This window comes from Nocardioides marmoraquaticus (assembly GCF_054777915.1).
The window spans coordinates 66,350-86,404 of record NZ_BAAHAA010000014.1 but is presented as its reverse complement, the minus strand read 5'-3'; the positions used below and the strand labels follow the sequence as shown (position 1 = coordinate 86,404).

At 73.8% G+C, this 20,055-nt stretch carries 23 protein-coding genes; 9 read left to right on the top strand and 14 right to left on the bottom strand.

Going from position 1 to position 20,055, the window contains the following annotated elements; all coding sequences use genetic code 11:
• Positions 1 to 110: 110 nt before the first annotated feature.
• From ACYU8I_RS12095 to ACYU8I_RS12085, 3 genes are read right to left on the bottom strand one after another with little or no spacing between them, the layout of a single operon-like run.
• Positions 111 to 467 carry a cytidine deaminase gene (locus ACYU8I_RS12095; RefSeq protein WP_460841062.1) on the bottom strand — a complete coding sequence of 119 codons (357 nt, stop codon included), beginning with the start codon at positions 465 to 467 and terminating at the stop codon, positions 111 to 113.
• Positions 468 to 480: 13 nt separating this feature from the next.
• On the bottom strand, positions 481 to 990 hold the full coding sequence (gene ybeY, locus ACYU8I_RS12090) for an rRNA maturation RNase YbeY (RefSeq protein WP_460841060.1): 510 nt from the start codon (positions 988 to 990) through the stop codon (positions 481 to 483).
• Positions 991 to 997: 7 nt separating this feature from the next.
• The gene (locus ACYU8I_RS12085; protein WP_460841059.1) at positions 998 to 2,017 is read right to left on the bottom strand and encodes a PhoH family protein; all 1,020 of its coding nucleotides are present in this window, start codon (positions 2,015 to 2,017) and stop codon (positions 998 to 1,000) included.
• Positions 2,018 to 2,173: 156 nt separating this feature from the next.
• Here ACYU8I_RS12085 and ACYU8I_RS12080 point away from each other — a divergent pair, with 156 nt between their 5' ends.
• Entirely contained in the window at positions 2,174 to 2,359 is a 186-nt protein-coding gene (locus ACYU8I_RS12080) for a hypothetical protein (protein WP_460841057.1), read from the top strand.
• Between the two features lie 2 nt (positions 2,360 to 2,361).
• Here ACYU8I_RS12080 and ACYU8I_RS12075 read toward each other — a convergent pair whose 3' ends face one another.
• Positions 2,362 to 2,700 (bottom strand): HIT domain-containing protein, encoded by a 339-nt coding sequence (locus ACYU8I_RS12075; RefSeq protein ID WP_460841055.1) that lies wholly within the window; start codon positions 2,698 to 2,700, stop codon positions 2,362 to 2,364.
• 35 nt (positions 2,701 to 2,735) lie between these two features.
• Here ACYU8I_RS12075 and ACYU8I_RS12070 point away from each other — a divergent pair, with 35 nt between their 5' ends.
• Genes ACYU8I_RS12070 through ACYU8I_RS12060 form a run of 3 tightly spaced genes read left to right on the top strand, consistent with a single transcriptional unit; the run spans position 2,736 to position 5,077 of the window.
• Complete coding sequence (locus ACYU8I_RS12070; protein WP_460841054.1) at positions 2,736 to 3,587, top strand: hypothetical protein; 852 nt, start codon at positions 2,736 to 2,738, stop codon at positions 3,585 to 3,587.
• Positions 3,588 to 3,647: 60 nt separating this feature from the next.
• Positions 3,648 to 4,151 (top strand): RNA polymerase sigma factor, encoded by a 504-nt coding sequence (locus tag ACYU8I_RS12065; RefSeq protein WP_460841052.1) that lies wholly within the window; start codon positions 3,648 to 3,650, stop codon positions 4,149 to 4,151.
• Positions 4,148 to 5,077: a Gmad2 immunoglobulin-like domain-containing protein gene (locus ACYU8I_RS12060; RefSeq protein ID WP_460841051.1), complete on the top strand. Its 930-nt coding sequence runs from the start codon at positions 4,148 to 4,150 to the stop codon at positions 5,075 to 5,077. The genes ACYU8I_RS12065 and ACYU8I_RS12060 overlap by 4 nt, the downstream gene beginning before the upstream one ends.
• Before the next feature lie 4 nt (positions 5,078 to 5,081).
• Here ACYU8I_RS12060 and ACYU8I_RS12055 read toward each other — a convergent pair whose 3' ends face one another.
• The 3 genes from ACYU8I_RS12055 to hrcA are packed head-to-tail and all read right to left on the bottom strand — an operon-like array spanning position 5,082 to position 8,080.
• Positions 5,082 to 5,834, bottom strand: a complete 753-nt coding sequence (locus tag ACYU8I_RS12055; protein ID WP_460841048.1) for a 16S rRNA (uracil(1498)-N(3))-methyltransferase — start codon at positions 5,832 to 5,834, stop codon at positions 5,082 to 5,084.
• Positions 5,831 to 7,000, bottom strand: coding sequence for a molecular chaperone DnaJ (gene dnaJ / locus ACYU8I_RS12050; protein WP_460841046.1), 1,170 nt, complete (start codon positions 6,998 to 7,000; stop codon positions 5,831 to 5,833). The genes ACYU8I_RS12055 and dnaJ overlap by 4 nt, the downstream gene beginning before the upstream one ends.
• Positions 7,001 to 7,057: 57 nt before the next feature.
• On the bottom strand, positions 7,058 to 8,080 hold the full coding sequence (gene hrcA / locus ACYU8I_RS12045; RefSeq protein ID WP_460841044.1) for a heat-inducible transcriptional repressor HrcA: 1,023 nt from the start codon (positions 8,078 to 8,080) through the stop codon (positions 7,058 to 7,060).
• 132 nt (positions 8,081 to 8,212) lie between these two features.
• Here hrcA and ACYU8I_RS12040 point away from each other — a divergent pair, with 132 nt between their 5' ends.
• On the top strand, positions 8,213 to 9,052 hold the full coding sequence (locus ACYU8I_RS12040) for an MBL fold metallo-hydrolase (protein WP_460841042.1): 840 nt from the start codon (positions 8,213 to 8,215) through the stop codon (positions 9,050 to 9,052).
• A gap of 51 nt (positions 9,053 to 9,103) precedes the next feature.
• Here ACYU8I_RS12040 and ACYU8I_RS12035 read toward each other — a convergent pair whose 3' ends face one another.
• The 4 genes from ACYU8I_RS12035 to ACYU8I_RS12020 all read right to left on the bottom strand — a co-directional run bounded on the left by ACYU8I_RS12035 (position 9,104) and on the right by ACYU8I_RS12020 (position 12,498).
• Positions 9,104 to 9,688: an ArsR/SmtB family transcription factor gene (locus ACYU8I_RS12035; protein WP_460841040.1), complete on the bottom strand. Its 585-nt coding sequence runs from the start codon at positions 9,686 to 9,688 to the stop codon at positions 9,104 to 9,106.
• Positions 9,689 to 9,893: 205 nt separating this feature from the next.
• A complete protein-coding gene (locus ACYU8I_RS12030; protein ID WP_460841038.1) occupies positions 9,894 to 11,324 on the bottom strand; it encodes a short-chain fatty acid transporter in 1,431 nt (476 codons plus the stop codon).
• A gap of 52 nt (positions 11,325 to 11,376) precedes the next feature.
• The gene (locus ACYU8I_RS12025) at positions 11,377 to 11,805 is read right to left on the bottom strand and encodes a DUF1707 SHOCT-like domain-containing protein (RefSeq protein ID WP_460841111.1); all 429 of its coding nucleotides are present in this window, start codon (positions 11,803 to 11,805) and stop codon (positions 11,377 to 11,379) included.
• Between the two features lie 12 nt (positions 11,806 to 11,817).
• The gene (locus ACYU8I_RS12020) at positions 11,818 to 12,498 is read right to left on the bottom strand and encodes a PadR family transcriptional regulator (protein WP_460841036.1); all 681 of its coding nucleotides are present in this window, start codon (positions 12,496 to 12,498) and stop codon (positions 11,818 to 11,820) included.
• Between the two features lie 152 nt (positions 12,499 to 12,650).
• On the opposite strand from ACYU8I_RS12020, the gene ACYU8I_RS12015 reads away from it, so the two are divergent.
• On the top strand, positions 12,651 to 13,517 hold the full coding sequence (locus tag ACYU8I_RS12015; RefSeq protein WP_460841033.1) for a DUF3097 domain-containing protein: 867 nt from the start codon (positions 12,651 to 12,653) through the stop codon (positions 13,515 to 13,517).
• 86 nt (positions 13,518 to 13,603) lie between these two features.
• Here ACYU8I_RS12015 and hemW read toward each other — a convergent pair whose 3' ends face one another.
• Entirely contained in the window at positions 13,604 to 14,728 is a 1,125-nt protein-coding gene (gene hemW / locus ACYU8I_RS12010; protein ID WP_460841031.1) for a radical SAM family heme chaperone HemW, read from the bottom strand.
• 50 nt (positions 14,729 to 14,778) lie between these two features.
• Between hemW and ACYU8I_RS12005 the strand changes: the two genes are divergently transcribed.
• Together ACYU8I_RS12005 and ACYU8I_RS12000 are read left to right on the top strand one after the other, a co-directional pair.
• Positions 14,779 to 15,303, top strand: a complete 525-nt coding sequence (locus ACYU8I_RS12005; protein ID WP_460841029.1) for a hypothetical protein — start codon at positions 14,779 to 14,781, stop codon at positions 15,301 to 15,303.
• Positions 15,278 to 15,712, top strand: a complete 435-nt coding sequence (locus tag ACYU8I_RS12000) for a hypothetical protein (protein WP_460841027.1) — start codon at positions 15,278 to 15,280, stop codon at positions 15,710 to 15,712. The genes ACYU8I_RS12005 and ACYU8I_RS12000 overlap by 26 nt, the downstream gene beginning before the upstream one ends.
• A 393-nt stretch (positions 15,713 to 16,105) precedes the next feature.
• Here the strand turns inward: ACYU8I_RS12000 and ACYU8I_RS11995 are convergent, their stop codons facing one another.
• Entirely contained in the window at positions 16,106 to 17,944 is a 1,839-nt protein-coding gene (locus ACYU8I_RS11995; RefSeq protein WP_460841025.1) for an AMP-dependent synthetase/ligase, read from the bottom strand.
• Positions 17,945 to 18,167: 223 nt separating this feature from the next.
• On the opposite strand from ACYU8I_RS11995, the gene ACYU8I_RS11990 reads away from it, so the two are divergent.
• A complete protein-coding gene (locus tag ACYU8I_RS11990) occupies positions 18,168 to 19,073 on the top strand; it encodes a glycoside hydrolase family protein (protein ID WP_460841023.1) in 906 nt (301 codons plus the stop codon).
• Here ACYU8I_RS11990 and ACYU8I_RS11985 read toward each other — a convergent pair.
• Positions 19,054 to 20,049 (bottom strand): sulfotransferase family protein, encoded by a 996-nt coding sequence (locus tag ACYU8I_RS11985; RefSeq protein ID WP_460841020.1) that lies wholly within the window; start codon positions 20,047 to 20,049, stop codon positions 19,054 to 19,056. The two genes, ACYU8I_RS11990 and ACYU8I_RS11985, sit on opposite strands and share 20 nt — an antisense overlap.
• Positions 20,050 to 20,055: the final 6 nt, after the last annotated feature.

Genomic DNA, 20,055 nt, shown 5'->3' with positions numbered 1-20,055 from the left:
GCCCCGGGAACCGCACCTCACACCTCCACGCCGAGTAGTTGTCTTCAGACAACCACAGTGTGCTCCTGGCGCCAGCAGACCACCAACGGGGGTCGGCTGTCACGCAGGTTCTAGGTGGTCGTGTCGCCCACGGGTCGGCCCTGGACGTCGCCCAGCAGCACGGGCACGCCGCTGCCCGCGAGGTCGCGCAGCGCGGCCAGGTCGGCCTCGCGCGCCTCGACGGTGTCGCCCAGCACGACGGCCGCCTCGAGGCCACGTGCCCCACTGGCGACCGCCATCGCCACGCAGGCGCCGAGCGCCGAGACCTGCAGCGAGGGCAGGTCGACGGTGGCGGCGGCGTAGGTGCGGCCGTCGAGGTCTCGTACGGCGGCCCCCTCGCTCGCGCCGGCGCGCACGCGGGTCGCCTTGGCGAGCACGAGCAGCTTCTTGTCCTCCGCGGACAGGGCAGACAGGTCGGGCGCGGTCACGGGCCGCAGTCTCTCAGCCCTCGGTCGGCGTGGGCGGGCGCACCTGGTCGGGCGAGCCGCCGGTGCGCTCGGCGAGGTCGGCCAGCCACGAGGTCAGCAGCCGCGCCTGCAGCGCGAACATCTCCTGCTTCTCCTCGGGCTCGGCGTGGTCGTAGCCGAGCAGGTGCAGGATGCCGTGGGTGGTGAGCAGGTCGAGCTCGACCTCGGTCGCGTGGCCCGCCGCGGCGCCCTGTCGGGCGGCGACCTCCGGGCAGAGCACCAGATCGCCCAGCACGCCCTCCTCGGGCTCGGCGTTGACCAGCCCGGGACGCAGCTCGTCCATCGGGAAGGCCAGCACGTCGGTCGGCCCGGACTTGTCCATCCAGCGCTGGTTGAGCTCGGCGATGGTGGCCTCGTCGACCGCCGTCACGCACAGCTCGGCCTGCGGGTGCACCCGCATCTGGTCCATGACGAAGCGCGCGAGCCGCTGCAGCCGCGACTCGTCGAGCTCGGTGCCGGACTCGTTGAGGACCTCGATGCTCACGACCGGGTCACCGGGCGCCGGCGGGGCCGCGGGCCTGCTGCCGCGCGTCGAACTCGTCGTACGCCGCGACGATCCTGCCGACGAGGCGGTGCCGGACGACGTCGCTGCTGGTCAGGCGGTTGAAGGCGAGGTCTTCCACGCCGTCGAGGATGCCCTCGACCACCCGCAGGCCCGACTTGGTGCCGCCGGGCAGGTCGACCTGCGTGACGTCGCCGGTGACGACGATCTTGGAGCCGAAGCCGAGCCGGGTCAGGAACATCTTCATCTGCTCGGGCGTGGTGTTCTGCGCCTCGTCGAGGATGATGAAGGAGTCGTTGAGCGTGCGGCCGCGCATGTAGGCCAGCGGCGCCACCTCGATGGTGCCGGCGGCGAGCAGCTTGGGGATCGTCTCGGGGTCGAGCATGTCGTGCAGGGCGTCGTAGAGCGGCCGCAGGTAGGGGTCGATCTTCTCGCTCAGCGTGCCGGGCAGGAACCCCAGCCGCTCGCCCGCCTCGACCGCCGGACGGGTCAGGATGATGCGGTTGACCTTCTTGGCCTGCAGCGCCTGCACGGCCTTCGCCATGGCCAGGTAGGTCTTGCCGGTGCCGGCGGGGCCGATGCCGAAGACGATGGTGTGCTTGTCGATCGAGTCGACGTAGCGCTTCTGGTTGAGCGTCTTGGGCCGGATGGTGCGGCCGCGGTTGCTCAGGATGTTGAGGCTCAGCACGTCGGCCGGGCGCTCGTTGGTCTCGGTCTGGAGCATCGCGATCACCCGCTCGACGGTCTCGGGCGTGAGGCCCTGACCGGTGCGGATGATCGTCACCAGCTCGTCGAGGGCCCGCTCGGCCAGCGCTACGTCGGCGGGCTCACCGGTCAGCGTGACCTGGTTGCCGCGCACGTGGATGTCGGCGCTGAACGCCTGCTCCATGCGACGCAGGTGCTCGTCGGCCGGGCCCAGCAGCGCCACCGGGTTGATGCTCTGCGGCAACCTCACGACGTGACCCTGACGCGGGTCGGTGGTGGGGGTGATGTCGGTGGGTTCGCTCATGCGGCGGGGTGGTGTCACTTCCGTGCGGTGTCTGGTTCGTCCAGCCTACGTGCTCCCCAACGCCCGGTCACCCGGGTTCCTTCCCCCCTGAGGCGACCTGGCGCGACCCGCCGTCGGGCACCATGGGGGCACCCCACGAGCCCCGCAGGAGGCCCGATGCCGACCCCCGACCAGCTGCCGCCCGAGCTGCGCCAGGCGCACGACGACGGCTCGGCCTCCGACCGCGCCGCCACCCGGTTCTTCACCAGCAGCGGCCTGCATCGGGCCGTCGCCTGGGTGGTCATCGGCGCGATGTTCCTCGTGCCGCTCGGCATCAGCCTGCTCAACCTGATGGCCGGCTGAGGTCAGCCGGGCGGCCAGGACAGTTCGCGGCCCCCGAGGACGTGCAGATGGACGTGGAACACGGTCTGGCCGGCGGCCGCGCCGGTGTTGAGGACGAGCCGGTAGCCCTGGAGACCCTCGACCTCGGCCACCTCGCTCGCCGCGCCGACGAGGGCCGCGACGCCGGCGGGGTCGGCCTGCGCGAGCGCGGCCGCGTCGCGGTGGTGCGCGACGGGCACCACCAGCACGTGGGTCGGTGCCTGGGGGTTGACGTCACGGAAGGCGACGGTGGTCTCGGTGCGGTGCACGACCTCCGCAGGGATGTCACCGGCCACGATCGAGCAGAAGAGGCAGTCGCTCATGCGGCCAGCCTCGCAGACCCGGCAGGCGTGCGGCAGTGAGCGCGACGGCCCGGCTGCGAGCCGCTCTCGGGGTGCTCGCCGCGGCGCTGGCCACGACCGCCGTGCTCGCCGGGACGGCGTGGGTCGCGCGCGAGGCCGGTGGCCCACCCGGTCGCGACCTGGACCGCGGCCCCGGCCTGCGCGAGGAGGCCCCGGCAGACGTCTCGGTGATCGCCTACGCCCTCGCGAGCACGTCGTCGGGCCCGCGGCTGGTCGCCGAGCGTCGTACGGTCCCCGACGTCGGCAGCGTGCTGCGCAGCGCCCTGCTCGCCACGCTCGACGGCACCGTCGACGACCGCACCCACGAGCCGGTGTGGCCCGACGCGCCCGACCTCGACGTAGACGTCACGGTCGAGGGCGACCTCGTCGAGGTCGCCCTGCGCACCCCCGACGGGCTCGACGGCTCGGCGACGCCGGCCCCACCGGAGGTGGGGCAGGCGCTGGCGTGGACGGTCGCGAGCGCGACGGGCAACGAGTTCCTCGTCGTCGACCTCACGGTCGACGGCGGCGACCCGCGGCGACTGCTGCCTGGCGTCACCGGGCCCGTGAAGCCGGCCCGCGACGCGCGGGTGCTGGCGCCCGTCGTGCTGACCAGCGTGGGCGAGTTCGAGCCGGTCGAGTCGCCGGTGCCGGTCGCCGGTCTGGCGACCGGGGCCGTGACGTGGGAGCTGCTGCTCGGCACCGAGGTGGTCGACCGGGGCGTGGCCAGGACCGAGCGACCCGGCCAGCCGTCGCCGTTCGCGGCCGAGGCCCGGGCGGGCCGCGGCGAGCACCTGCTGCGGGTGAGCGTGACCGACCCGCGCACGGGGGCGACGTACGTCGAGACGACCAGGTTCGCCGTCGACTGACCTGGTCCGCCGGCGTGTCAACCGATCGGGTCGCTGGTGCGTCTTCCTAGCGTGACCACCGTGACGCGTTCGGGGACGACGACCCTCGAGGAGCTGTACGACGCCCACCGGCGCCGCCTGCTCCGGCTCGGCACGCTGCTCCTCGGCGACGCGAGCCGCGCCGAGGACGTGGTGCAGGACGTCTTCGTCGCGCTGCACCGGCGTGGCACGCAGGGCCTCGACGAGCCCGCGGCGTACCTCACCCGGGCGGTGGTCAACGGCGCCCGCTCCGCGGGCCGGCGGCTGAGCCTGGCGCGTCGCCACGAGGAGCCGCCCCCGGTGGTCCGGGAGGCGCCCGACGACGACCTCGCCGCGTGCGAGCGGCGGCGCGAGGTGCTCGACGCCCTCGCCACCCTCCCCCGCCGCCAGCGCGAGGTGCTGGCGCTGCGCTACTACCTCGACCTGCCGGAGCGCGAGATCGCCCGCGTGCTCGACATCAGCCCCGGCACGGTCAAGACCCACGCCTCCCGCGCCGCGGCCGCCCTCCGCGAGCGCCTCGACCCCAGCCGTCAGGAGACCCGATGAACGAGCGCGACCTCCACGACCTGCTGCACGACGCCGTCGCCGACGTCGAGCCCACCCGCGACCTCGAGCTCGGGCCGCGACCCCGGCGCGGAGTCCACTGGGCGCCGGTCACCGTGGCCGCCGCGCTCACGACCGTGCTCGCCCTGACGGGCTCGGTGTGGCTGGTGCAGCGCGGCGGCTCGCAGGCCCCGCCCGCGGCGGCCGCCCGCACCACCACGGTCGTCGCCTACGCCGTCGTCGACACCCCGGCAGGGCCCCGGCTCACGGCCGACCCTCGCGAGGTCGACACCGGGGAGGACCCCCTGCAGGCGGCCGTCGAGCAGACGCTGCTCGTCGCGCCCGAGGCGCGCAGCCTGCGGCCGGTGTGGTTCGACGAGACCCCAGGGTGGGTCGCCCAGGTCTCCGTCTCGGGGTCGTCCGGCGTCGTCACCGTCGACCTCGGGCTCGGCAGCGCCGTCGACCTGTCCGAGGCGCCGAAGGACGTGCCGCTCCTAGGCCAGGCGGTGGCGTGGACCGTCGCCACCGCGCTCGACGACCCCGACGTGCAGGTGCGCATGACCTCGGGCGGTCGGGCCGACGCGTCCTTCGTGCCCGGCGCCGACACCCCCCTGCTCGCCGACGGCGCCGCCCTCGCTCCGGTGACGGTGGAGACGGTCGCAGACGGGGCGGCCGTCCCGTCGCCCGTCACCGTCACGGGACTCGCGGCGACCTTCGAGGGCACCGTGACCTGGCGGCTGCTCGACGGCGACGAGGTGGTGCGCGAGGGCTTCACCACCGCCGAGCAGTGCTGCACCCCGTCGCCGTACTCCTTCGAGCTCGACGCTCCGCCGGGCGACTACGTGCTCGAGGTCGGCGAGACCGACCCGTCCGACGGCGAGGGCACCGCGCCGTACGTCGCCCGGAGCCGGCTGACGATCGCCGAGTGAGGCCTCACACCCAGCGGGTCGTCTGCGCGAGCAGGGCGGCGCAGGCGGCGAGGCCGGCGGTCGAGGTGCGGAGCACGGTGTCGCCGAGCCGGCAGGTGCTGGCGCCGGCGTTGGCGAGCGCGGCGACCTCGTCGTCGGTGAGGCCGCCCTCGGGGCCGACCACCACGAGCACGTCGCCGTCGAGGGGCACGGCGAGCTCGGCGAGCGGCAGCCGTGCCGACTCGTGCAGCACGACTGCCAGGTCGGCTGCCCGCACGAGCTGCACGACGTCGTCGAGCGAGGCAGGGCCGGTCACCGCGGGCCAGCGCAGCCGGCGCGACTGCTTGGCCGCCTCGCGCGCGGTGGTGCGCCACCGGGCGAGCGACTTGGCGGCCCGCTCGCCGCGCCAGACGGCGACGCAGCGGGTGGCCTGCCAGGCGACCACACGGTCGACGCCGACCTCGGTCAGCGCCTCGACGGCGAGGTCGGCGCGCTCGCCCTTGGGGATCGCCTGCACCACCGTCAGCCGCGGGCGCGGCGGCTCAGCGGCCCAGACGTCGGTGAGCCGGGCGGTGAGCGAGGTCTTCGACGCCTCGACCACCTCGGCGCGGGCACCGGTACCGTCGCCGTCGGTCAGCAGCAGCTCGGTGCCGGGGCCGAGGCGGCGTACGGCGGCGTGCCGGGCCTCCTCCGGGGTCAGCGCGACGGTGGCACCGGCCGCGAGACCGGTGACCTCGGCCCACAGCACGGGCAGGCCCGCGCCGGGCGAGGCACTCACTTGAAGGCGTCGCGCAGCCGGCCGAACATGCCCTTGTGCGGCTGGTTGATGCGGCCGTCGGGCGACTCCTCGCGGCGCAGCCTGGCCAGCTCGCGCAGCAGCTCGGACTGCCGGTCGTCGAGCCGCGACGGTGTCTCGACCTCGATGGTGACCTTGAGGTCGCCGCGCACCCCGGAGCGCAGCGCGGGCACGCCGCGCCCGCGCAGCACCCGCTCGGTGCCGGACTGGGTGCCGGCGGGGATGTCGACGTCGGTCCAGAGCTCCGTGTCGGAGTCCTCCTCGGCGACGTCGGCCTCCAGCAGCGGCAGCTTGACCGTGGTGCCGAGCGCGGCCGCGGTCATCGGCACCGTGATGTGGGCGCGCAGGTCGTTGCCGTCGCGGGTGAAGACGTCGTGCGGCACGACCTGCACCTCGACGTAGAGGTCGCCGGCGGGACCGCCGCCGGGCCCGACCTCGCCCTCGCCGGGCAGCTGCACGCGGGTGCCGGTGTCGACGCCCCCCGGGACCTTGACGGTCAGGGTGCGGCGCGAGCGGACCCGGCCGTCGCCGGAGCACTCGCGGCACGGCTCGGGGATGATCTCGCCGTAGCCGCGGCACGCCGAGCACGGCCGCAGCGTGCGCACCTCGCCGAGGAACGAGCGCTGCACCTGCTGCACCTCGCCCCGGCCGTGGCAGGTCTCGCAGGTCACCGGCTGCGAGCCCGGCGCGGCGCCGGAGCCCTCGCAGACCCCGCACAGCACGGCCGTGTCGACCTTGAGCTCCTCGGTGATGCCGAAGGCGGCCTCGGCGAGGCTGACCTCCATGCGCACCAGGGCGTCCTGCCCGCGGCGCGCCCGCGGTCGCGGGCCACGGCCCTGCGGCTGGCCGGCCGCACCGCCGAAGAAGGCGTCCATGATGTCGGTGAAGGAGAACCCGGCGCCCTGACCGCCGCCACCGCCCATGCCGCCGCGACCGAACGGGTCGCCGCCGAGGTCGTACATCCGGCGCTTCTCGGGGTCGGAGAGCACCTCGTAGGCCGCGGAGACCTCCTTGAACTTCTCCTGCGTGGCCGGGTCGGGGTTGACGTCGGGGTGCAGCTGGCGCGCCAGTCGGCGGTAGGCCTTCTTGATCTCGTCGGCGGTCGCCTCGCGGGAGACGCCGAGGATCTCGTAGGGGTCCTGGGGCACGTGCCTTCCTTCTGTCTGACGGGCTGGTGCGGAGCGGGCTTCGGGCGGGTGACCGGGTCAGGCCTGGTCGAGGATGGTGGAGACGTAGCGGGCGACGGCGCGCACGGCGGCCATCGAGCCGGGGTAGTCCATGCGGGTGGGGCCGACGACGCCGAGCGAGCCCATCACCTCGCTGCCGGGTCCGTACCCGGTGGCGACGACCGACGTCGTCGCGAGCTCCTGGTAGGGGCCCTCGTGGCCGATGCGCACGGTCACGGCGTCGGGCGAGGTCGACTCGCCGAGCAGCTTGAGCAGCACGACGTGCTCCTCGAGCGCCTCGAGCAGCGGCTTGACCGCGACGTCGAAGCCGTCGCCGAACCGGGCGAGGTTGGCGGTGCCGCCGACCACGACACGACCCTCGGCGGCCTCCTGCGACATCGCCTCGACGAGCGTGGCGCCGATGACGGCGACCACGGTGCGGTCGTCGGGCTCGACCTGCTCGGTGAGGTCGCCGATCGCGGTCGCAGCGTCGCCGAGGCGCTGCCCGACGGCGGCGAGGAGCAGTCGCGAGCGCAGCGCGGCCAGGGTGTCGCCGCCGACCTCGGTGGGCAGCTCGACGACGCGCTGCTCGACGCGGCCGGTCGAGAGGATGAGCACGAGCAGCACCCGGCTCGCCGTGAGCGGGACCAGCTCGACGTGGCGCACCGTCGAGCGCACCAGCGACGGGTACTGCACGATCGCGACCTGCTGGGTCAGCTGCGCCAGCAGCCGCACCGACCGGGTGACGACGTCGTCGAGGTCGTGGGCGCCCTCGAGGAAGCGGTGGATCGCGCGCTTCTCGGCGGCCGACATCGGCTTGACCTCGGTCAGCCGGTCGACGAAGAAGCGGTAGCCCTTGTCGGTCGGGATCCGCCCGGCGCTGGTGTGCGGCTGGGCGATCAGCCCCTCCTCCTCGAGCGCGGCCATGTCGTTGCGCACGGTCGCGGGCGAGACGCCGAGGTGGTGCCGGTCGACCAGGGCCTTGCTGCCCACCGGCTCGCGGGTCGAGACGTAGTCCTCCACGATCGCGCGGAGGACGGCCAGGCGACGGGCCTCGCTCATGTCTCCTCCTCTGCGGGTGCCGGGTCGGGCGTTCTGGTCGGGTGCTAGGGGCAGGTCTCGGGGCCACGCTGGCACTCCAGCGCACCGAGTGCCAAGTCTACTGCGCGGTCACGGCGGCCGTAGGGTCGTGACGTGCCCGACACCCCCACGCTCAGCGAGGTCGCCGACCGGGTCTGGGTCGTGCGGCACCCCTGGTACGACGTCAACGTCACGGCCGTCGAGGGCGACCGCGGCCTCCTGCTCGTCGACACCCACACCTCCGACGCGGCCCTGGGCGAGGTGCTCGACGCCGTGCGACGCGCCACCGGCGCGCCGCTCGTCGAGGTCGTCAACACCCATGCCCACCTCGACCACGTGCTGGGCAACGCCGCGGCGCGGGCCGCCGGTGACGGCGTGGTCGTCACCGCCCACGACGCGGCCGACTTCGTGGCGGTGGCTGCCGACGCCGCGCGGGCCGAGGGGCCCCGCGCCGACGAGGCCCGGGCGGCCGTCGTCTCGCCGCCCGACCGCACCTTCTCGTCGGTCGCGGTCGTCGACCTCGGCGACCGGGCGGTCGAGCTGGTGCACCCCGGCCGCGGCCACACCGCCGGCGACCTGGTGGTGCGGCTGACCGACGTCGACGTGCTGCTCGCCGGTGACCTCGTCGAGGAGTCCGGCCACCCCGTGTGGGGCGACGACAGCTGGCCGATGGAGTGGCCGCTGACGCTCGACCTCGCGACCGGCCTGTGCGGGCCGGGCACGGTCGTCGTACCGGGTCACGGCGCGCCGGTCGACCTCGACTTCGTCACCGAGCAGCGCGCCGCCATCGGCGTCGTCGCCGAGACCATCCGCGACCTGGCCACCCGCGGGGTGCCCGCGGCCGAGGCGCTCGGCGCCGCCTCGTGGCCCTACCCGACCGAGGCGCTCACCCACGCCGTCGCCCGCGGCTACGCCCACCTGCCGCGCTCGCAGAAGCGGCTCCCGCTGCTCTGACCCGGGTCGTGTGCCTGAGAGGGCGCCATGGCGGCCCCTCGGGCACACGACTCACGTGGCGGGCGGGTCACCCACGGGGAAGGCCGACAGCTGCACCTCGACGGGCTGGTACGCCGCCTCGCCCTCGCGGTCGGCGGCGCGCTCGACCCAGGCCGTCACGGTCGCGACCAGCTGCTGCTGCAGCTCGTCGGCCTCCTCGGTGGTCAGCCACAGGTGGCTGATGCTGTCGCCCGCGGCCGCCTGCCACGCCTCGGGCCACTGCCGCCGCGTCGCGCGCCAGTGGTCCTGGCGGGCGCGTCGGGTGCGGACCCACTCGTCGCTGAGCAACCGGTGGGCCTGCGCCGTGGCCGGGTCGTCGGCGTAGTCGCGGCTGCGCGTCTGGATGAACTCGCGCGTGGCGCGCCACCAGCGCTCGCGGCGGTTGCCGCGGTCGGGGTCGGTCTCGACGAAGCCGTGCCGCTCGAGCTGGCGCAGGTGGTAGCTCGTCGAGCCGCTCGACTCCCCCAGCCGCCGGGCCAGCTCGCTCGCGGTCGCCGGCCCCTGCGAGCTGAGCGCGTCGTAGAGCTGCACCCGCAGCGGGTGCGCCAGCCCCAGCAGCGCCCCCCGGTCGAGGCGGCGTACGGCGTGGCCGCTCACGGCTCGTCGTGCCGGCGTCGTCGCACGGGGCGGCTGCGGCGCACGGCGCTCGCCGCGACGAGGTCGGCCTGGCGGGTGCGGGCGAGGGCTTCGTCGAGCTGGTCCAAGCGGAACAGCCTACGACTGCAAAGGTCTCTTTGCAAAGGTCTCTTTGCGTTTTTCCTCTTCCGTGCCGCAGAGCCCACCCGGCACCGACCCACGCCGCCTACGGCACCACCGGCGGCTCGAACTGGAACGTCATCCCGAGCAGCCACAGCAGGAGCAGCACCACCGGCAGGTGGAAGACGAACTGCAGGAAGGTGAAGCCCACGAGGTCGCGCGCCCGCAGGCCGAGGACGGCGAGCAGCGGCAGCATGAAGAACGGGTTGACGAGGTTGGGCAGCGCCTCGGCGGCGTTGTAGATCTGCACCGTCCAGCCGAGGTTCATGCCGACGTCGGTCGCCGACTGCATGACGTACGGCGCCTCGACCAGCCACTTGCCGCCGCCCGAGGGCACCAGCAGACCGAGCAGGGCGGTGTAGATCGCGATCACGATCGCGAAGCCACCCCCGCCGCCGAGGCTGGTGAAGAGCTCGGCGAGGTGGCCCGAGACGGTCTCGCCGCCCCGGCCGGTCGCGCGGGTCAGCACCGCGGCCATGGCGGCGTACAGGGGGTACTGCACGAGCACGCCGGCCGTCGTCGGCACTGCCTTGGAAACCGCGTCGAGGAAGCTGCGCGGCGTGCCGTGGAGCACGAGGCCGAGCACCACGAAGACCAGCAGGTAGGTGTTCAGGCTGCTGATGACCGTCAGGAAGGGCTTGTCGACGAGCTCGAGCACCAGCCACAGCAGCGCGATCAGCCCGACGAAGGCGGGCAGCACGGGGCTGCGCTCGAGGTACTCCCCCGGCCGGGTGCGCTCCGGCGGCGTGGGGACCGTGTCGTCGAGGTCGATGCGGAGGTCCTCGGCGGTCCTGACTGCGCGACCCTCGGGCGCGGAGAACCACGCGATGGCGACGGTGATGACGATGAGCACCGCCGCCATGACCAGCGACTGCCAGGTCAGGATCGTGTCGCCGAAGTCGAGCACGCCGGTGATCTCGAGCAGCTCGGGCGGCAGCGACGCCGCCGTGGCCTGCAGCTGCGCCGCCGAGCTCGACAGGCCGAGCGCCCAGACCGCGCCGAGACCCATGTACGCCGCTGCGCCGAGTGCGCGGTAGTCGGCCCGCAGGTCGGGGCGCCGCGCGATGGCGCGGGCGAGCAGGCCGCTGAAGACCAGGCTCAGGCCCCAGTTGAGCATCGAGACCAGGCAGCTGAGCAGCGCCACGAAGGCGACAGCGCCCCGTGGACTGCTCGGTACGACGGCGATGCGCTCGATCAGCCTGCTCACCGGCGGCGAGGTCGCGACGACGTACCCGGTCAGCACGACCATCGCCATCTGGAGGGTGAACTCCGTCAGGTCCCAGAAGCCGCCGCCGAAGGCGCGCGCGACCGCGGCTGGCGAGCTGCCGTTGACCAGGGCCGCCGCGACGACCACGACGACGCCGGCGAGGGCGAAGACGTAGGCGTCGGGGAACCACTTCTCGGTCCACGCGGCGGAGCGCTGCGCGAGCCGCGCCAGCCCCCGCTCCTGGGTCTCGGACGTGCTGGCACTCGCCACGGTCGCCTCCCTGGTCCCGCTGCTGGGTCGCGAGACAACCTAGGGCGTGGCGCTACCGCGCGCAGCCCCTCCGCGGGCCGTGGCGCCCCGCCCACGGCGGGCGGGCGACGACCCCGTGCCGGGCCAGCACGAACCACAGCAGGCCGGCGAGCAGGACGAACGGCAGGTTGGAGACCACGAAGCCCGCCGCCAGCACCACCAGCACGACCTGCACCGGGGTGGGCAGGCCGGCGAAGCGGTCACCGAAGCGGTCACCGAAGCCGCGCGACGCCCGCACCCGGCCGGGCACGGCCGTCCGCACCGGCCCGAGCGGCGAGCCCTGGGGCAGGTCGGCGAACAGCGGCGCCAGGTCGTCGGCGTGCTTGGCGGTCCAGACGGCGTCGGAGCGCTCGTCGTACTCGTCACGGGTGATGCGGCCCTGGGCGAAGTGCTCGCCCAGGGCCGTCAGCGCGACTTCGCGCTCGGCGTCGCCGATCCGCATGCCGGGCACGCGTCAGCGCCCCTCGTGCCCGTCGAGCTCGTCGGCCGCGTCGGTCTCCGGATCGGCGTCGTCGCCCTCGGGCCCGTCGGCCAGCAGGCCGTAGAGCCGGCGTCGGGTGTCGCTGAGGATGCCCAGCGCCTTGTCGCGCTGGTCCGGCGTGCCGGAGCTCATCACCTGGACGATGGCGCCGACGGTCTGGCCGATCACCTGCTTGAAGTTGACCTCGTCGACGTCGTCCTCGGTCTCGAAGGGCTTCCACAACGCGGCCATCTCGTCGGCGTGGTCGCGCACGTGGTCGCGGCCCTCGGCGGTGAGCTGCAGCGCCTTGCGTCCCGTGGGCGCGTCCTCGACGAGCCCCTCGTCCTCGAGCTGCTGGATGGTCGGGTAGACCGAGCCGGGGCTCGGCTTCCACTGCCCACCGGTGCGCTCGGCGATCTGCTGGATCACCTGGTAGCCGTTGACCGGCTCGTCGGCGCCCGCGAGGACGTCGAGGATCGCCGAGCGCACGTCGCCGCGGCGTACCCGCGGACGACCGCCACCGTGGCGACCCCGTCGACCCCCCATCTCGGGCCCGAACATCTGCATCAGCCACGGGGGCGGGCCCATCGGGCCGGCCTGGCCACCCCAGGCGCCCCACCCCATGTCGTTGCGTCGGCCGCCGTGCTGGCGCCGGCGCGGTTCGTCGTTCCACATGCCGTGCAGGTCGTCCTCCTCTGGTCTGGCGGCGGTCGTGTCACGCCGCGAAGTTCTTGATGTATCGACGATATATCGCGATGATCGGCGGCGCAAGAGATCGCCCCGTGTCGGTACGCCGCCGTGCCCCGGCGCCGCCGTACCGTCGCCCGGTGACTCCCCCCTTCCCCGGGAACGACCGCTACGGCACCGACGTCCTGGCCGGCGACTGGCGCGCGACCGCCAAGGGCCGTGCCACCGAGATCGACGCCGACCTCGGCCTGGTCGTCGAGGAGGTCAGCACCGACTGGTGCGGCGAGATCGTGCAGGTCGAGCGCGACCTCGGCACGGTGACGCTCGAGGACCGGCGCGGCAAGCGGCGCACGTTCCCGCTCGGCCCGGGCTTCTGGCTCGAGGGCCTGCCGGTCGTGCTCGTCGCCCCGACCCGGAAAGGGCCCGCCGCCCCGACCCGTACGGCGTCCGGCTCGGTCGCCGTCGCCGGGGTCAAGGCCCGCGTCGCCCGGGCGTCGCGCATCTACGTCGAGGGCCGCCACGACGCCGAGCTGGTCGAGAAGGTGTGGGGCGACGACCTGCGTATCGAGGGCGTGGTGGTGGAGTACCTCGACGGCGTCGACGACCTCGGTGAGCACCTGCGCGACTTCCAGCCCGGACCCGGCCGCCGCGTCGGCGTGCTCGTCGACCACCTGGTGCGCGGGTCGAAGGAGAGCCGCATCGCCGAGTCGGTACGCCGCTCCCCCGTCGGCAAGCACGTGCTCGTCGTGGGCCACCCGTTCGTCGACATCTGGGCGGCCGTGAAGCCCGAGCGGCTCGGCAAGAAGGCGTGGCCGACGGTGCCGCGCGACGTCGAGTGGAAGCACGGCGTCTGCCAGCAGTGGGGCTGGCCCCACCGCGACCAGGCCGACATCGCCCGCGCCTGGAAGCACATCCTCGGCGGCGTCCGCGGCTTCCAGGACCTCGACCCCCAGCTCCTTGGTCGCGTCGAGGAGCTGATCGACTTCGTCACCGCCCCCGACGCCTGACTGGGCGACATTCTCGGTGACTTCGTGACTGTTGCGGCGGCCGACAAGTCACCGATTACCCGCCTGGGCGGGTAATCAGGGGCCGCTCAGCCCACCAGCTCCCGCACCACGGCGTCGGCGAGCAGGCGGCCGGGGTCGGTGAGGACGACGCGGTCGCCGGAGACAAAGGCGAGGCCGCGGGAGACGACGGCGTCGACGCGGGAGGTGGGCACGAGCGAGACCGGCAGGCCGGAGACGTGGCGCAGCTCGAGCATGACGCGCTCGAGGTGCCGGTCGTCGGCGGTCAGCGTCTCGCGCCCGCCCGCGGGTGACTCCCCTCGGGCGAGCCGGCCCGACCAGGCGGTGGGGTGCTTGAGGTTCCACCAGCGCTCGCCGTCGAGGTGGGAGTGGGCGCCGGGGCCGATGCCCCACCAGTCGGCAGAGGCCCAGTAGAGCTCGTTGTGCCGGCACCGGGCGGCCGGCGACGACGCCCAGTTCGACACCTCGTACCAGGACAGCCCCGCTCCGGTCAGCATCGCGTCGGCCAGCTCGTACTTCTCCGCGAGGTCGTCCTCCTCCGGCGCCGCCACCTGTCCCGACCGCACCTGCCGGGCGAGGCGGGTGCCGCCCTCGACGATGAGGGAGTACGCCGACACGTGGTCCGGCTCACACGCGAGCGCCGCCTCCAGCGAGGTGCGCCAGTCGTCGAGCGACTCCCCCGCCGTGCCGTAGATCAGGTCGAGGCTGACCTGCTCGAAGCCCGCCTCCCGCGCCCATCGCACCGCCCGCGGCACGTTCGCCGGGTCGTGGGTGCGCTCGAGCACCTGCAGCACGTGCGGCACCGCCGACTGCATCCCGAACGAGACTCGGGTGAACCCGCCCTCGCGCAGCTCGGCCAGCGACGCCGGCGTGACGCTGTCGGGGTTGGCCTCGGTCGTCACCTCGGCGTCGGGCGCGAGCTCCCAGGCCGACCCGACCGCCCGCAGCGCGGCCACCAGGTCGGCCGCCGGCAGCAGCGTCGGCGTGCCGCCGCCGAAGAAGACGGTCGACGCGCTGCGCGGACCCGTCACCGAGGCGCCGTACGCCGCCTCGGCCGCGGCGAAGCGGGCCCACTCGGCCTGCGCACCGCCGCCCCCGAGCTCGGTCGCGGTGTAGGTGTTGAAGTCGCAGTAGCCGCAGCGGGTCGCGCAGAAGGGGACGTGGACGTAGACCCCGAACGACACCCCTGGCACGTCCCCAGTGTCGCCTGGGTACCTGACCGACGACGAAAGGACCTGCCACCATGACCTCCCGACGCCTCTCGGCCACCCTGCTCACCGCCGTCCTCGCCGCGACCCTGGTCGCCCCCGCCGCGACCGCGAGGCCACCGCGGCAGGAGCCGCCGAGCCGCATCGCGCTGCCCGACGGCTTCCAGCCGGAGGGCATCGAGGCGCGCGGGCCGGTGGCGTGGTTCGGCTCCCGCGTCGACGGCGACGTGTACGCCGCCGACCTCCGCACCGGTGCCGGCCGGGTGATCAACCAGGGCGACGGCACGCCGGCCATCGGGCTCGAGCTCGGCCGCGGGCGCGACCTGTGGGTCGTCGGCGGCGCCGACGGCGACGTGAAGGTCGTCGACGTGCGTACCGGGCGCACGAAGGCGACGTACGACCTGGCCGCCGCGGGCGCGCCGACCTTCGTCAACGACGTCGTCGTGGTGGGCCGCACGGCCTGGGTGACCGACTCGCTGCGGGCGGTGCTCTACCGCGTCGACGCGGGCCGGGGGAAGCACGCACCCCGCGCGCGTGACGTCGGTGCCGCTGACCGGTGACTGGGTGCAGACGCCCGGCGTCAACAACGCCAACGGCATCGAGACCACGCCCGACGGCCGCGCCCTGCTGGTCGTCAACAGCAGCAACGGCCTGCTCTACCGCGTCGACCGCCGCACGGGCGAGGCCGAGCAGGTGGACCTCGGCGGCGCCGTGCTGACGAACGGCGACGGGCTGCTGCGGGAGGGCCGCACGCTCTTCGCCGTGCAGAACCGGTTGAACCAGGTGGCCGAGCTGCGCCTGTCGACCGACGGCCGCAGCGGACGGCTGGTGCAGACGATCACCAGCCCGGAGTTCGACGTGCCGACCACGGTGGCCCGCTGGCGCGACGCGCTCTACCTGCCCAACGCCCGCTTCACCACGCCCGCCACCCCGACCACGGAGTACTGGGCCACCCGCGTCGAGGACTGACACCGCCCTCCGCTCCGTGAGGTGCGAGCGCAGCGAGCCTCGAAGGGGCGGGACCGGACCCCTCCGCCCCTTCGAGACGCCCCGCTCGTCCCTCGCGGGACTCCTCAGGGACCGGTGGACGCGGGCTCGTCCCCCGTGACCCTGCTCAGGGAGCGGGCCGCGCTGCCCCCGGCTCCCGGACGGGCGACGCTGCGCACGCTCCCTGAGGTGCGAGCGCAGCGAGCCACGAAGGGGCGGGGCCGGCCCCTTCGAGACGCCCCGCTCGTCCCTCGCGGGGCTCCTCAGGGAGCGAGCGGCGCGGACTCCGTCGCCAGCGGGCTCCGCAGAGAACGCCTCGGGGAGCGGTCCCGGAGGACCGCTCCCTGAGGTGCGAGCGGAGCGAGCCGCGAAGGGTCAGGCGTACATCTCCTCGATGACCGCGGCGTTGTTGGACTCGACGACGTTGCGCTTGACCTTCATCGAGGGGGTCATCTCGCCGGACTCGACCGAGAGGTCGTGGTCGAGGAGGCGGAACTTCTTGATCGTCTCCCAGCGGTTGAGCGCGCCGTTGAGCGTGACGACGTAGTTGTCGACCATCTCGACGGTCTTCGGGTCGGAGACGATCTCGGTGTAGGACTTGCCGCCGAGGCCGTTCTCCTCGGCCCAGCCCTGGATCGCGTCGGGGTCGAGGGTCACGAGCGCGACGCAGTAGTTGCGCTCGCTGCCGAAGACGACGAACTGGCTGGCGTAGGGGCAGACCGCCTTGAACTTCGCCTCGATGGCGGGCGGGGCGACGTACTTGCCGCCGGAGGTCTTGAAGAGCTCCTTGATGCGGCCGGTGATGGTGAGGTAGCCGTCGGCGTCGAGCGCGCCCTTGTCGCCGGTGCGCAGCCAACCGTCGTCGGTCAGGGTGTCGGCGGTCTGGTCGGGCAGGTTGTGGTAGCCGTCCATGACTCCGGGACCCTTGATCTGGATCTCGTCGTTGTCGCCGAGCCGCACCTCGCTGCCCGGCATGACCGGGCCCACGGTGCCGAAGCGGTAGTCGTCGGGGTGGTTGACGAACGAGCCGGCCGAGGTCTCCGTCAGGCCGTAGCCCTCGAGGATGAGGATGCCGGCGGCGTGGAACCACTCGGCGATGTCCTTGTTGAGCGCGGCCGCGCCCGAGATGAAGAAGCGCACCCGCCCGCCGAAGCGGTCGCGGACCTTGCTGAAGACGAGCTTGTCGAACAGGCCGTACTGCAGCTTCAGGCCGATCGGCACGGGCTTGCCGGCGAGCTCGAGGGCCTTCACCCTCTTGCCGACCTCGAACGCCTTGGTCGCGATCTTCTCCTTGGCGCCGCCCTCGGAGGCGGTCATGGTGACGATGCGGGCGTGGGCCTTCTCGAAGATCCGCGGGGCGGCGCCCATGAAGGTCGGCTTGACCACGGCCAGGTTGTCGATGATCTTCTCGACGCGACCGTCGACCGCGGTGGCGAAGCCGCAGGCCAGCTGCGTGGAGAGCAGCACCTTGCCGAAGGAGTGGGCCATCGGCAGCCACAGGAACTGCAGGTCGTCCTCGGAGAGGATGTTCTGGGCCTGGATCGCCGCCCCCTCGTAGGTCCACGAGGAGTGCTTGAGCCGCACACCCTTGGGCTTGCCGGTGGTGCCGGAGGTGTAGATCAGGGTGGCCAGCTGGTCGCCGGTGATGGTGTCGACGGTGCTCTTGACGACGTCGGGCTGCTCGGCGAGGAGCTTCTCGCCCAGCGCCTCGAGGTCGGCGAAGGAGATCACCCAGTCGCCGTCGGCGCCCTCCGCAGCCGCGGCCTCGAAGACGACGACCTTCTCGAGGGCCGGGAGCTCGGTGCGGTGCTTGACGAGCTTCTCGACCTGGCTGGCGTCCTCGGCGAAGACGACCCGGCACTCGGAGTCGGCCAGGATGTAGGCGACGTCCTCGTCGATGGTGGTCGGGTAGACCGTGGTGGTGGCGCCGCCGGCGCACATGATGGCCAGGTCGGCGAAGATCCACTCGACGCGCGTGCCCGACGCGATGCCGACGCGCTGCTCGGCCTGGAGACCGAGCGAGAGCAGGCCGGCGGCGAGCCGCTCGACCTTCTCGCCCGTCTCGCCCCACGACACCGACGTCCACGTCTCGGAGTCGCCCTCCGGGTAGCGGTAGGCCTCGCGGTCCGGCGACGCGGCAACCCGGTCGCGGAACTGCACCGCGACGTTGGCCGGTCGGGTGTCGATGAAGGAGGTGTCGGTGGTGACCGGCATGGGGTGCGGCTCCTAGGTCGGCGAAGCCGCCTCCTGGGCGTGGAAGGCGGCGAGTACGTGGCAGTAACTTATGTCACAGCCGGGGGCGGGGACAGTCGACCCCGTCACGAATCGGTCCCGTTTTCCGCCGTACGACGCGGTCCGTTGCGCCCGTGCAACCACTCGCCGCTCCGGAGCGCCCGGGCACCCCGGGCTAACCACACCGGCCGACTAGACTTCGGGGGTGCCCGTCCTCGACCTGCCACTGCCCTCCGCCGACGACACCATCGTCGTGGTCCCCGCGCCCGGGTCGGGCCCGGGCAACTGGTCGGGCGCCGCGTCCGCCGTGCTCGTCGACGGCGAGTTCTGGCTGGCCTACCGCGTACGCCGCCCGCTCACCGAGGGCCGCGGCGTCGAGACCGTGGTGGCCCGCTCGGGCGACGGGGTGCACTTCGAGACCGTGTGCGCGGTGCACCGCGACGCGTTCGGGGCGGAGTCCTTCGAGCGGCCGGTGCTGGTGCGTCGGCCCGAGGACGGCTGGCGGCTCTACCTGTCGTGCGCGACCCCCGGCTCCAAGCACTGGTGGATCGAGGCGCTCGACGCCGGCGACCCGGCCGACCTGCCCGGCGGGCGACGCACCGTGGTGCTCCCCGGCGACGAGAGGGTCGCGGTCAAGGACCCCGTCGTCACCGTGGGCCCGGAGCGCGGCTGGGAGATGTGGCTGTGCGAGCACCCGCTGACCGACGCGGGCCACGAGGACCGGATGTCGACGTCGTACCTCACCAGCGACGACGGCCTCGCCTGGACGCGCCACGGCACCGTGCTCGGCCCGCGGGCCGGCGCCTGGGACGCCCGGGGTGCCCGCGTCACGACCGTGCTCTCGCACGACCCGCTGGTCGTGCTCTACGACGGCCGGGCGACGGCGGCCGACAACTGGCACGAGACGACCGGCGTCGCCCGGGCGGGCGTCGACGGTCGACTGGTCGCCGACGACGACGCGGGCGTGCTGCGCTCGCCCGACTCCGACGGCGCGCTGCGCTACGCCGCGGCGGTGCCGCTGCCCGACGGCTCGGTGCGCTTCTTCCACGAGCTCGCCCGCCCCGACGGGGCGCACGACCTCGTCACCAGCCTCAGCGCGGCGGCACGCTGAGGGTCTGCCGGCCGACGTGCTCGGCCTGCCGAGAGGCGTACGAGCCGCCCTCGCGGTAGGTGCGCCAGTCGGCGAACGACTCGCCGGTGACCTCCTCGAGCAGCGCGATGTCCTCGAGGTGCGGCTTGAGCAGGATGTTGCGCTGCTCGGGCGTCAGCCTGGGCCGGCCGGTCTCGCCGCCCTTCTGCAGCTGGGTGATCAGCGGCCTGCTGACCCGGCGCCACACCTGCGGCGGCAGGAGCTGCCCCACGGCGGCCCCCGCGCGGATCACGGGCCCCACGGTGCGGGCGCGCACGCCGTCCTTGACGAAGGGGCGCGAGTTGTCGGACGGCAGCCGGTCGACGTCCTCGCCGCGCACGCCGAGGAAGGCGAAGACCCGACCGAGCGCGGCGTCGGGGGTCTCGACGAGCTCGCGGTAGCGCAGCAGCAGCACCTGCTCGCGCGGGAAGTGGTCGTAGAGGTCGGCCAGCTGGCGGCCGTACATGCCGAGGCGCTGGTAGTGCCAGAACGGCGCCCAGCCGTCGTCGACGCGTCGCGGCTCGCGGCGCACGGCCTCGACGATGTCGGCGCGCGGCTCGAGGCCGTCCATCCACAGGTGCATCCAGTTGGAGTAGGCCCGGTCGACCGGGTCGCGCAGCACGGCGACCAGCTTGGCGTCGGGCCGGTCGACCGCGATGCGGCGGCGCGCGTCGCGGTTGTAGAGGTAGAACGGCGTGCTCTCGCCCGTCAGCTGCCCGTCGCCGGCGCCGTCGAAGAGCTCGAGGTAGCGCTCGCGCTGCCAGATCCACTCCTGGTTGGAGTGGGCGTCGCCCGGGCCCCGGTAGGCGGGCGGCGGCGAGTCGCCGCACATGTAGTACTTCGGCTCCTTGGGGCTGCTCAGGAACAGCTGCGGGTGCAGGGCCAGGGCGCTGTGCAGCGCGCTCGTGCCGGCCTTGGGGGCCCCGATGAGGAAGAAGTCGGGTGGGCGACGCTCCATGACTCA